Below are 12,178 nucleotides of genomic sequence, written 5' to 3' on the forward strand. Positions count from 1 at the left end.
TAAGCTGTAAGTAAGGAGATGTTCTATCATGACAGATAAATGGAGAGTTCATAAAATAAAAAGTGATTGTGAACCTTGGCTGTTTTTAGAAGGCTGGGAAAAAGATATTATTGAGACCATTGAATTTGAAAAAAAAGAAGAAGCGCTTCGCTACTACGCGATGATGATTTATGAATTTCATCAAAAATACGCAAGCGTGCGAAGTGATGAACTAGCGCTCTTTAGCTTTTGGAACGAAGGCGAAAAGGAATTTTGTGAAGCCTGTGATGATGATCTTCAAATCTTCCATGGTGTTTTATTCGCTAAAAACGATGAAGTCTATTCATTAGAAGAAGATGAAGAAGGATTAAAAATGCTTCGTACTAAATAAAAACGTCCTGCGGGGCGTTTTTTTTATATAAAAAATGAACGATTTCAATCGCTCAAGCGTCATATAGGTGATGAAACAAAAAGGAGGGGTGACCGCTTTGGAACAAGATGATTTCATCCTTGTCCAAAAAGCATTACAAGGTGATGATGATGCCTTTTCATTATTATTTCAGCGCTATCATTCATTTTTATATAAATACCTTTTAAAGCTGACATTAGATGAGGACTTATGCAGTGAATTGTGTCAGGAAGCAATGATGAAATGTTACGTGAATCTTTCTTCATACAAAAATGAAGCAAAGTTTTCGACTTGGATGATATCCATTGCTTCAAGACTGTACATGGATTATTTGCGTAAGCAAAAACGTGAAAAAAGCAGTCTCCAGCGAATAAAGCAGTCTTTATCGCACCAGCTTCAGTGGAAGGCTAAATACAAAGGAGTGGAATGGAGCGAGATGTTTTCCGATTTTAATGAACTCGATTCGCGCTTTCGAATTCCTGTCTTGCTTCGACATTATTACGGATATACATACGATGAGATTGCCCATATGCTGAATATGCGAGCAGGAACGGTCAAATCAAGAGTAAATAAAGGAGTAAACATACTGAGAAAGGAGTGGAAAGAATGAGAGAAGAAAATGACAATCAGTCCTTACATTCTTTAAAAAAAGATTGGGAACAGCTAGAGAGTTTAGCAAGTCATGAACGTATTTCTCTTCATGCAATTCAAGAACAGCTTCTCATTCAAAAACAAAAGCAGAAAAAAGCTTTCCGGAAAGAGTTATGCTTATTTACATTAACAGCACTTGTTATTTTAACGATAATGGCAACTGCTATTTTACAAATACCTGCCTTATTTATCGCCATTGAAGTAATTGGGATCATTGTTGCTCCTATTTATTTTATCGTTTTTCACTATAAACGAAAAAAGGAGATGTTTTTATAATGAATGAAAAATGGATTCTTGTGCTGTTTATTTCACCATTTCTCCTTCTCCAAAGCTTTCTACTTTTTATCAATGCAAAAAAACGCGGCGCTCATCCATGGTTTTGGGGAATATGGGGACTGATTCAAATTCCAATGCCAACGCTGTTTTATTGGTTTTTTATTATTTGGCTTCCAGCACGAAGAAAAAGGGGGATGTAAATGAAGGACATTAACTGGTTGTTAATTACTCCAATTCTATTCTTACAATTGCTTTTAATGATCCCAGCGTTAATAAGCTGCATAAAGCAAGAAGAGACAAACGGACCAAAATGGTTGTGGGGACTCATCATTTTATGTGTAAGTACAGTTGGCCCCGTTTTATATTTTGTTTTAGGACGTAAAAAACAGTGAGGTGGAACGAAGATGTTTATGCAAGTAGAAAGACTGACAAAAGCATATCGTAATATAACCGTTGTGAATAACCTTTCATTTAATCTCGACAAAGGAAAATGTGCAGCGTTGTTAGGCCCTAATGGTGCAGGTAAGACGACTACTTTGCATATGATTGCAGGTCTTACTGCACCTAATAAAGGGAAAATTTCTTTTGAAGATAAACAACACCAAGACGTACGATCATTTATTGGCTTTCTGCCACAGCATCCGACGTTTTTTAATTGGATGACGCCTCAGCAGTATTTAACTTTTTTAGGCCTTTTATCTAACATTTCAAAGAATGTGCTTTCTCAACGAATAGATGAAGTACTTGAAACTGTAGGTTTAAAAGGAAAGGAAAAGCAGAAAATTGCTGGCTTTTCTGGAGGAATGAAACAACGTTTGGGATTGGCGCAAGCCTTGTTACATAAACCTGAACTGCTCATTCTAGATGAACCGGTTTCGGCTTTGGATCCTGAAGGCAGAAAAGATGTCCTAATGATTATCGAAACATTAAAAAAAGATACGACTATCCTTTTTTCAACTCACATTTTGCATGATGCAGAACAAATATGCGATAACATAATCATGATTAAAAACGGACGTATGAAATGGAATGGAACAAAGAGTTCGCTGCGCCAAGAGTTTACGTCTCCTGCTTTTACGATTGAAACAGAAGAAAGGCTCCCTGCATCACTTAGCAGTCTGCCAAGTGAACAGGTGCTGTTTCATTCTCCTTATAAAGCCACTGTAAGTGTAAAAGATACATCTCAGCAGCAGCTGCTTCAACTGCTTGTTGATCAGCAAGCAAACCTTGTTTTATTTGAACGAAAACAGCATTCTCTCGAAGATGTGTATCTAGAGGTGATGAACAAATGAACACATTTGGAGTCTTATTTAAAAAGGAACTGCATGAATTATTTGCGAATGGCAAAGGAATTTGGCTGCCACTCTCTCTAATTTTACTAGGCATCACACAGCCTTTAACGAATTATTACATGCCACAAATCATTAATATGGCAGGGAATTTACCAAAAGGAGCAATTATTCAACTTCCTACGCCCACCGGTCAAGAAGTAATGCAAGGTGTCCTTTCACAATATAGCACAATAGGAACCTTACTGATTGTACTAGCAAGCATGAATATGATTTCGAATGAACGACAAAATCATGCGGCTGTACTTGTTATGATGAGACCGGTAAGCGTCATTCAATACATTATGAGTAAATGGGCTGCGCAAATCGTACTGGTCATTGGCTCAACGTTTATAAGCTATATAGCAGCGTGGTATTATACAAATCTTTTATTTTCACATGTGGATTGGACTCATATGATAGTTAGCTTTCTTTTATACAGCCTGTGGCTGATTTTTATTCTGTCCGTTTTAGTGGCAGCTGGAACCTTTCTTTTACAAAGCGGAGGAATTGCTGGAGTAAGCATTTTGATCATTGCGTTACTTTCATTTTTGAGTACTTTGTTTACGAATCAATTAAAGTGGAGTCCTGCAGCGCTGTCACAATACGCCGCTCGCCTGCTTGAACAATTGCACTGGCAACAAAGTGTCACCTATACCGTAGTTGTTACGTTAATGAGCAGCTTTTTTCTTTTAATCGCTGCTGTTCATAGATACAAAAAAGTGGAATATGTATAAAAAGACTTCTTTAACGAAGTCTTTTTTTTAAGGGATTAATTTGCACACCCATGCAATATAAAGAGCAGCGGGGACTAAGAGAATCTGGGCACAGACGGTCCCGCACAAACGAGAGATGACGAGTGTACCAACCATTTTGTTCATAGATTGCTTAGTGGATTCACCTTTCATTACCTTTTCAGTTAAAATGGCTACTTGCGGATCTACAAACACAGCAAGGGTAATCATGGCTAGTCCGTTAATAAGACCAGAAGACATCAGAATTGATTTAGAAAGAGTAGGCTCGAGCGTAGAAGCATAAAGAGTGGAAAGAACACCTACTGTATAAATGGTCGTAGCCATTAAATTTAAAAGAAGCAACCGCTTGGGCACTCCGCCTATTCGCAGCTGAGACAGCATAATCCACCTAGGACGCTTCACGTGTTTTTTTGCTTTTTCCAGCGTATGTATGGAAGTAATGTTTTTCATCATTTTGGGTACAGATCCCGCTACTTCTAAGTGTGAAATCATTCGAGAGAAGATTGATACAAAGCTAGGAATTAACAGAGCACCTGCGATTGTACCAATAGAAGCCGCGAGCAAGATAGTTTGAAGCTGATGAAGCAGAACGGGCAAATCTTCTTTAGACTGAACCGCATCTCCTAATTTGCCGGTCAGCGGAGCTTGCACCATATTAGCTGTTCTTGACACAATGACAATAATATTAAAAAGAGATAAAGCCACGACTAGCTTCCGAGTTTTTAAGCCCGCAAGTCTCACAGAGTAGGCTAGTGTTTCAATCATATGAATAATTCCTACAAACACACAAATAATAAGTAATTTTTCCATCATAATAAGCAAGTTCCTTTCTTTGATACACACACTTCCTTATTATGTATAAATTTGGTTCATTTGTAAATAAAAAGCCGCTTGCTACCAAGAGTAGCAAGCGGCTTTTTATTATCGATGCTGGTTAATATCACGCAGTATATCTTTGCTAGCCTGATAATCTTTTTCTCGTTCTTTTTCCACCTGTAGACGTTTGTCTAGTTTACGGCTATATTCAGCATACCCCACGCCGTGAGAAAGCTGCATGGCCTTTTCCATTTCTGACGTGTACGTTAGGTGAAGTGCGATAATGAATCAATCCTTTCAGCATTTTTCACTTGTGGCACATGTATCGCTGCTCAAGTGTTTGGATGTTTATGATTCTTGAAGTCTTTCTAGAAATCGTTTTCCCTGTCGCTCTGGATCTAAACATCAAATGATTAAAATTTCATAACATTCCAGGTAAAAGCCTTTTTTTCTTGCGTAGTATCCCATATAATAGCAGGAACAACGTTTTTAAAGGAGTTATATATGAACAATACAAAACGAGTATGGTTTGATTTACTTTTTTATATCGCTATTCCTTACCTAATATGGAACCAAGGAAAAGACATTATTGGTGATTACTATGCCATTTTGCTTTCAACAGCACCAGCGTTTGTGTATACCATTTATACATTTATTAAAGATCGCCAGTTTAACGTAACAGGATTGTTTATTGTCATTACGCTGCTGGCACGTACCATTATTGATTTAATTTCAGGAAACGCAGCAACGATGTTAAACAATCAAGTATACTTTATGATTGGACTGGCTGTAGTTGTTCTGTTTACCATTGTGATAAAAAAGCCAATTGGTTTATACTTCTTTGTAGATACGGCTTACTTAATGGGCTATAAGCGAGGAGACTCTCTAAAACTCTTCCACCAGCCTGATTTATTCAAAATGATGAACTGGCTTACAGTACTGTTCGCAGGTCGCTATGTATTTTTAGCAATTGTAAAATACGTATTGATTCAAAAGTACGGAGTAGAAGGGTACGGGAACATGATTGTATTCCGTCAGGCCGTTACGTGGGCATTCTCCATTTTAATTGCCGTCTACACGTATTTTATCTATAAAAAAATTCAAGATAAAACAGGGATGGATAATCCAATGAATCCAAATGTAAATGAATAAAAAAGAAGCGTGCGTTTAACTAACGTACGCTTTTTTGTTACAAAACAGTGAACAGTGCTCGAAACACTAACATCTCATTTAAAATTAATAGTAAAATAACGCTATTAAAAACGGGATGAAAGTAGGTCAAGAAATGAAACTATTATTAGCATGTCAAAAGCAGCCTTATCGGATTTTAGAAATGATTATGGTGTTTTTCACTTTAATTTTTGCTGTACTGTCGTTCTTCGATTACCGTCAGCTGTTTTTTCTTGTGTTTACCCTTGGAATTGTATTTGCTATTAGGGCGTTTGAAATGCAAGAAGGTGAGAAAAAGACTCAAGGAAACATCTGGCTGCTTGTCGGTATTGTAATGATTTTGCTAGACATAGTTTTATTTGTTGTATATGCCATTAATCAATCTTAACTAAAAGAAAAAAAGCTTCCGTTCAGAGGGGTACCTCTAGATACGGAAGCTTTTTTTGATTAAGGAATCATCCACGATAATACATTAGATTGTAAAAATGTTAATACGCAGACAATCAGCAGTAAAAATAAGCTGTGCTTCACCGTGAAACGAAGCAAATCGGACTCTTTTCCAGCCAACCCAACCGCAGCACAGGCAACGGCGATGGACTGCGGTGAAATCATTTTACCGGTTACTCCACCAGAAGAGTTTGCTGCAAGCGCAAGAAGCGGATCCATTCCAATAGACGTAGCCGTGATTTTTTGCAAGTTACCAAACAATAAGTTGGCTGAAGTATCTGATCCTGTAATAAAAACACCGAGCCAGCCGAGTACAGGAGAGAAAAAGGGAAATAACGCGCCTGTTTTAGCTAACAGCAGTCCTAAGGTTGTACTCATTCCAGACGCATTTGTCACGTAAGCAAATGCCACAACGGACATAATGGTAAGCAGCGGCAACGCTAATTCTTTGCACGTCTCGTTAAACGTAATGAACCAGTCTTTCCAAGAGATGTTAACGATAAATTTTGTGACAACAGCAGACAACAGGATAGCTGTGCCGGCAGCGCCTAGTAATTCTAACTTATACACTGCCGCAATCGGTTCTCCATTTCCATTTAAAATTAAATTATTTAACCAAGGTACTTCTGGCATAAACGTTAAATAATGTCCGATGGAATTGATAGCGCCCAAAAAAGCGTTAGCTCCTTCATAATGTCCTGTCAAAGCGGTTTTAATTTGGGGAATTCCCCATATAGAAATAAAGATCGTTAAAATTAAAAAAGGTGACCACGCCTTTGCAATTTGAGCCCCCGTGAATGCCGGTTGATCTTGAGTTTCTCTTGGCTCAGCGGAAGCGGAAGCTACTTCATGTGCTGCTTTTTCAGATTGAAAGCGAAACGTTGTTTTCGGTTTCCAGAATTTTAAGAAAATAGCGAGCGCAAAAAGTGAAACGAGTGCCGATAAAATATCGGGAAGTTCCGGTCCTAAAAAGTTAGAGCTGACAAACTGGGTAAGGGCAAAAGAGATGCCGGATACTAAAATAGCAGGGAGTACTTCTACTGTTTTCTTAAATCCTGCCATTACAAAAACCAAATACAGGGGAATAAATACAGAAATAAAAGGAAGCTGGCGGCCTACCATTTTAGAGATTTCCATTGCCGCTACTCCAGTAGGACCTTCCATAGCCGTGATAGGAATACCGATTGCACCAAAAGCAACGGGTGCTGTGTTTGCTAATAAACATAAGCCAGCGCCATACAGCGGATTAAATCCTAAACCTACCAGCAGAGCTGCTGAAATAGCAACAGGTGCTCCGAAACCAGCGGCCCCTTCAAGAAAAGCCCCAAAAGAAAAAGCAACCAACAAAGCTTGAAGTCTGCGATCTTCTGTAATAGATACGACAGAGGTACGAATAATATCAAACTGACCGGTTTTTACAGTTAGTTTGTAAAGAAAAACGGACGTAATGATAATCCATCCAATCGGCAGTATACCGTATACGGCTCCTTGGCTGGCTGACATAAAAGCCATGCTAGCCGGCATTTTATAAGCAAATATTGCAACTGCAAGTGCGACCAGTAAAGTTGTAACTCCAGCCATATAACCTTTCATTCGTTTAATAGCCAGAGCCCAAAAGAAGTAAAGAATAGGAATCAAAGCGATTAATGAAGACCAAATGACGCTGTTTCCTACAGGAGTGAACTGCTGTGTCCATGTCATAACTAACACCTCATTTTCAAATTAGTGAACTATAAATTTAGTAAAACGAAACCATTAAAACTACGATGATAAGGTCATCTGATGACTTATGTAAAAATGAATTCGCTTACATTATATTCTAATCCTTTTAGGATAGGCAAGTACTAAAAGAAACTTTTTTTCAAAAGAACGGACATTTTTTGGTGATAAGAAGAAAATACTGGTTGAAAATCCCAAGAATAGGTGATTTAATGATTGTAAGCGCTTAAAATATATCTTTTCATCTATTCTACTAATTATCCTTCTTATTAATCTACTACTTTTAGTCGTATTATATATGGCACTTCTTTATGTTATTAGTGAAACGTTGTTTGCTATTACAAAACGAGAGGAGTCAATTTATTGAGTACGTTGAAGCTTCCAGGTCATTTAAAATCCATCTTATCTCATCCTTCCACACTTGAAGAACAGCATATGAATCACTTCCTTGGAAATAACGGGTCCCTGCATATTAAGCCAACTTCAGAACAAGAAATAGCAGCCGTTTTAAAGTATGCGACGGAACACGGAAAAAAAGTCGTCATTGAAGGGAACGGTACAAAAAAAGGGTTTGGGGGACTTATAGATACAGCAGACCTTTTGCTTTCGCTGACTGAATACAGCGGAATTGTTGAACATACAGTAGGTGATATGACGGTTACTGTAAAAGCTGGTACACCGTTTGGAGAGCTGCAAACGTATTTAAAAACGTACAATCAGCAAGTTTCACTTGATCCAGCTCTAGGAGACTATGCTACAATCGGCGGAGTTATTGCAGCGAATGGAAGTGGCCCAAAGCGCTTATCTTATGGATCGGCTCGAGATGCAGTAATCGGTATGAGAGTCGTATATTCAGATGGAACCATTGTTCGTTCAGGGGGAAAAGTCGTCAAGAACGTGGCTGGCTATGATATGAATAAGCTGTTTATTGGTTCAATGGGAACGCTCGGCGTTATATCCGAAATAACGTTAAAGCTGCGTCCGCTGCCCAAGTATCAAAGCATTGTTTTTATTTCTTTTTCAACAGGCAATATCGAAGAAATTCATGCGTTTGTTAGCAAAGTCTTAGATTCCATGATAGAGCCTGTTGCTTTGGAGTTATTAAATCCTTCTCTAGCTGAAGATGTAATAGGGCAGCATCTGTTTACACTTGTAATCAGCTTTGAAGATGTGGAAAGTTCCGTTCATTATCAAGAGAATTACATCAAAAGTATTCAGCCGTCTGATACGATTTTAAAAGTGCTGCATGAAAAAGAAGCCGAGGTATTTTGGGGATTTTTTAGCAACATGAGTCCAAATGGTGCATGCTGTTCTTCCGAAGAGGAAACGGAAGCCGCGCTAAAAATTGGCGTACCAAATATGAATGTACTCGATGTAATAAACAAAAGTACTGCATTAAAAACGTCCCGTCCAATGCTGATAAAAGCACATGGAGGAGTTGGCCATGGTCTTTGTTCAGTCTACATAAAAGGCTCAGAAGATGCCATTCTTTCCGTTATTACTTCATTTACTGAAACTGCTAAAACGTACGGAGGATATGTGGTCGTTAACCATTTGCCTTTTATACTGCGCCAAAAAGTAAATGTATGGGGAGAAGAACCTTCTCATTTTCCGTTACTGGCAGGAATTAAAGCAAAGATGGACGCTAAAAACGTGCTTAACTATAAACGATTTATAGGAGGAATCTAAGTGAATTCAGCGAAAGCGGATATCAAAGATGCTCCATGTCAAAGCGTTAGCAATTATTTGTGGAAAGACGCGCCAGACGAAAAAAAATGGGCGGATTGTGTACACTGCGGAATGTGCTTGGAGTCTTGTCCTACTTATGAAATAACGGGGCAAGAACAGCATTCACCAAGAGGACGCGTGCACCTTATTAAATCGGTAGCAGAAGGAAAAATAAGCGTGAATGAGCAGTTTACAGACCCTGTGTTTGCCTGTTTGGATTGCAGGGCCTGTACAACTGCTTGCCCTGCAAATGTAGACGTTGGCGGACTCATTGAAGAAGCTCGCGGCCAAATTCGTCAGGCAATGCCCTTGACGGGGTGGAAAGGCATGATCAGCAAGTTTTTTCTAAAAGAACTTTTTCCTCACTCTCATCGCTTAGAAGCCGCAGGAAGCTTATTGAAGCTGTATCAAAAAAGCGGAATGCAAAAAATGATGCGCACAACAGGCATGTTAAATATGATGCCGACACATCTAGCGGAAATGGAACATGTAATGCCTAAAATTACCCGTTCTGTTCGAAAAAAATATAAAAAGAAACGCGTTCTAAAAGCAAAAGCCGAAAGAAAAGCAGAAGTTGCTTTTTTAACCGGCTGCATCATGGACGTCATGTTCAGTGATATTAATGAAGCGACTCTTAATGTATTACGAAGAAATGGAAACGACGTCGTTATTCCTCCCTCTCAAACATGCTGTGGTGCTTTGCACGTTCATGCAGGAGACCGAGATATGGGAAGACAGCTTGCCAAAAAAAATATAGAGGCGTTTCAACATGCGGACACTGTTATTGTAAACGCTGCGGGATGCGGCTGCATGTTAAAAGAGTATCCCGAACTATTTAGAGAAGAAGAGCAAGAGTGGCTTGAAAAAGCCGAAGTCTTTGCTGAAAAAGTCCAGGATATTTCAAAATACCTTCACGATACGGGATATCGCCCTCCGCAGACAACGCTGCATAAGCGCATTACGTATCACGACGCTTGTCATTTAGCTCATGGTCAAGGAGTTAGAGAAGAACCAAGAGATATTTTGCTTTCTATTCCGGGAGTGGAAATGGTTCATATGGCTAATGCGGACCGATGCTGTGGAAGTGCAGGAATTTATAATTTAACAAATCCTGATATGGCGGGGGCTGTGCTTCAAAGTAAAATGGAACATGTGCCTCATGACGTAGAAATGATTTCAATGGGAAACCCGGGATGTATGCTGCAGATGGCAGTAGGAGTGAAAAAATATGGACGAAGTCAGCAAATTGTTCACACGGTACAGCTTTTGGAGTGGGCCTATCAAAAAGAAGAGGAGGAAGCACATCGTGTTGAAGAAAAATAGAATAAAAGATCTTCACGTAAAAAATCTTTCTCAACTAGTAGATGCTCATTCTATTTTGCATCATAAAGAAGATTTGCTTGCGTACGACTGCGATGGCTTTACCATTCATAGACATTTGCCTAAAGCGGTGTTATTTCCTCAAAATACGAAAGAAGTTTCTAGCATTGTTAAATACTGCAATGAACATGATTTGCCTTTTCTTGCAAGAGGAGCAGGCACAGGACTGAGCGGGGGAGCGATTCCTCTTAATAACGAAGTGATTATTAGTTTAGTGAAAATGAAGCGCCTTCTTAGCGTCGACTATGAAAACAGGCGTGCCGTTGTAGAGCCGGGATTTATTAATCTTAAATTAACCAATTCAATCTCTGAAAAAGGATATTATTATGCACCGGATCCTTCGAGTCAATATTGCTGCACCATTGGTGGCAATGTAGCGGAAAACGCAGGAGGTGCACACTGTCTTAAATATGGAGTAACCACCAACCATATTTTAGGGCTAGAGGTGGTGCTTCCAAATGGAGATGTGATTGAGCTTGGCAAGCAAGGTATTCCAGATGAACCGGGATATGATTTATTAGGGCTTTTAACAGGATCAGAAGGGACGTTAGGAATCGTTACAAAAATTACGGTACGCATTTTGAAAAACCCCGAAGCAAAACAAACGGTTCTTGCGTATTTCGACCGCGTAGAAGACGGCAGCCAAGCGGTATCAGACATTATATCAGCCGGCATTGTGCCTGCTGCGCTTGAAATGATGGATAAAACCGCCATTGAAGGAGTGGAAGCTGCTGCGTTTCCAGTCGGACACCCTAGAGATATTGAAGCTCTTTTATTAATTGAAGTAGACGGCATTTCAGCCGGTATCGAAGAGCAAATCCTTCGTATTTTAGACGTATGTAAAAAACAAAACGTACGGGAAGTGAAAGCAGCTGAAAGTGAAGAAGAGCGCGCGAGGTGGTGGGCAAATCGTAAAACAGGATTTGGAGCGATGGGAGCCATATCCCCTGACTATCTCGTGCAAGACGGCGTTATTCCAAGAAGTAAACTGCCTCAAGTGCTGAAGCGAATTAACAAAATTAGCGAAGAATCTGGCCTTCGCATTGCCAATATTTTTCACGCCGGAGACGGAAACTTGCATCCGCTTGTATTATTTGATGCTAGAAAGCCCGGGGAAACGGAAAAAGCATTAGACGCCGGAAGCGCATGTTTGCAAGTATGTGCAGAAGTAGGAGGAACGATTACCGGCGAACATGGCGTGGGCATTGAAAAAAAAGAAGAAATGCGATTTGTTTTCAATGAAGATGAAATTCAAGCACAAACGAATATACGTGAAGTATTTAATCCTAAAAATCTATTAAATGCAGGAAAGCTGTTTCCAAGTCCGAGCCGCTGCGCTGAAGTCAAAAAAGAAATGAAAAAAACAGAATATTTTTAGAAAATTCTTGAAAATATATTCGCTCGATGATATGATTTTTTTAACAAAAACAAAACGCTGTTTCGTAATAAGAAACAGTACCGCATATGTGCGTCTTAACCATTTTGGCAAAAAGAAATGAAAGCGCGTCCAAATTTAAAAA

General features: G+C 39.2%; 15 protein-coding genes. 12 read left to right on the forward strand and 3 right to left on the reverse strand.

From position 1 onward, the window contains the following. Positions 1–28: 28 nt before the first annotated feature. From AC3WJG_RS22305 to AC3WJG_RS22335, 7 genes are all read left to right on the forward strand, one after another. Positions 29–370 (forward strand): DUF1033 family protein, encoded by a 342-nt coding sequence (locus AC3WJG_RS22305; RefSeq protein WP_013057574.1) that lies wholly within the window; start codon positions 29–31, stop codon positions 368–370. A gap of 70 nt (positions 371–440) precedes the next feature. Beyond that, positions 441–998 (forward strand): RNA polymerase sigma factor SigY, encoded by a 558-nt coding sequence (gene sigY, locus AC3WJG_RS22310; RefSeq protein WP_223260193.1) that lies wholly within the window; start codon positions 441–443, stop codon positions 996–998. Next, positions 995–1,315, forward strand: a complete 321-nt coding sequence (locus tag AC3WJG_RS22315) for a YxlC family protein (RefSeq protein WP_221841299.1) — start codon at positions 995–997, stop codon at positions 1,313–1,315. The genes sigY and AC3WJG_RS22315 overlap by 4 nt, the downstream gene beginning before the upstream one ends. Next, positions 1,315–1,515 (forward strand): hypothetical protein, encoded by a 201-nt coding sequence (locus AC3WJG_RS22320; RefSeq protein WP_013057570.1) that lies wholly within the window; start codon positions 1,315–1,317, stop codon positions 1,513–1,515. The genes AC3WJG_RS22315 and AC3WJG_RS22320 overlap by 1 nt, the downstream gene beginning before the upstream one ends. Beyond that, complete coding sequence (locus tag AC3WJG_RS22325; protein WP_028409036.1) at positions 1,516–1,707, forward strand: PLD nuclease N-terminal domain-containing protein; 192 nt, start codon at positions 1,516–1,518, stop codon at positions 1,705–1,707. A 12-nt stretch (positions 1,708–1,719) separates the two neighbouring features. Next, positions 1,720–2,607 carry an ABC transporter ATP-binding protein gene (locus AC3WJG_RS22330; RefSeq protein WP_028409035.1) on the forward strand — a complete coding sequence of 296 codons (888 nt, stop codon included), beginning with the start codon at positions 1,720–1,722 and terminating at the stop codon, positions 2,605–2,607. Further along, positions 2,604–3,380, forward strand: coding sequence for an ABC transporter permease (locus AC3WJG_RS22335; protein ID WP_098332876.1), 777 nt, complete (start codon positions 2,604–2,606; stop codon positions 3,378–3,380). The genes AC3WJG_RS22330 and AC3WJG_RS22335 overlap by 4 nt, the downstream gene beginning before the upstream one ends. Positions 3,381–3,407: 27 nt before the next feature. Here the strand turns inward: AC3WJG_RS22335 and AC3WJG_RS22340 are convergent, their stop codons facing one another. Continuing rightward, on the reverse strand, positions 3,408–4,211 hold the full coding sequence (locus AC3WJG_RS22340) for a lipid II flippase Amj family protein (protein ID WP_060746869.1): 804 nt from the start codon (positions 4,209–4,211) through the stop codon (positions 3,408–3,410). 108 nt (positions 4,212–4,319) lie between these two features. Beyond that, complete coding sequence (locus tag AC3WJG_RS22345) at positions 4,320–4,466, reverse strand: YuzK family famiily protein (protein ID WP_014459567.1); 147 nt, start codon at positions 4,464–4,466, stop codon at positions 4,320–4,322. Positions 4,467–4,718: 252 nt separating this feature from the next. On the opposite strand from AC3WJG_RS22345, the gene AC3WJG_RS22350 reads away from it, so the two are divergent. Both AC3WJG_RS22350 and AC3WJG_RS22355 read left to right on the forward strand, forming a co-directional pair. Next, the gene (locus AC3WJG_RS22350) at positions 4,719–5,366 is read left to right on the forward strand and encodes a VC0807 family protein (RefSeq protein ID WP_337134531.1); all 648 of its coding nucleotides are present in this window, start codon (positions 4,719–4,721) and stop codon (positions 5,364–5,366) included. A 133-nt stretch (positions 5,367–5,499) separates the two neighbouring features. Beyond that, on the forward strand, positions 5,500–5,772 hold the full coding sequence (locus AC3WJG_RS22355; RefSeq protein ID WP_252123408.1) for a hypothetical protein: 273 nt from the start codon (positions 5,500–5,502) through the stop codon (positions 5,770–5,772). 59 nt (positions 5,773–5,831) lie between these two features. Here AC3WJG_RS22355 and AC3WJG_RS22360 read toward each other — a convergent pair whose 3' ends face one another. Then, positions 5,832–7,532: an L-lactate permease gene (locus AC3WJG_RS22360; RefSeq protein WP_492588598.1), complete on the reverse strand. Its 1,701-nt coding sequence runs from the start codon at positions 7,530–7,532 to the stop codon at positions 5,832–5,834. Between the two features lie 381 nt (positions 7,533–7,913). Here AC3WJG_RS22360 and AC3WJG_RS22365 point away from each other — a divergent pair, with 381 nt between their 5' ends. From AC3WJG_RS22365 to AC3WJG_RS22375, 3 genes are read left to right on the forward strand one after another with little or no spacing between them, the layout of a single operon-like run. After that, positions 7,914–9,239, forward strand: coding sequence for an FAD-binding oxidoreductase (locus tag AC3WJG_RS22365; RefSeq protein ID WP_337134530.1), 1,326 nt, complete (start codon positions 7,914–7,916; stop codon positions 9,237–9,239). Next, complete coding sequence (locus AC3WJG_RS22370) at positions 9,240–10,601, forward strand: (Fe-S)-binding protein (RefSeq protein ID WP_028409029.1); 1,362 nt, start codon at positions 9,240–9,242, stop codon at positions 10,599–10,601. After that, entirely contained in the window at positions 10,585–12,036 is a 1,452-nt protein-coding gene (locus tag AC3WJG_RS22375) for an FAD-linked oxidase C-terminal domain-containing protein (protein ID WP_337134529.1), read from the forward strand. Before AC3WJG_RS22370 ends, AC3WJG_RS22375 begins: the two co-directional genes overlap by 17 nt. Positions 12,037–12,178 lie beyond the last annotated feature (142 nt).

This window comes from Priestia sp. FW507-14D1A, assembly GCF_058781295.1.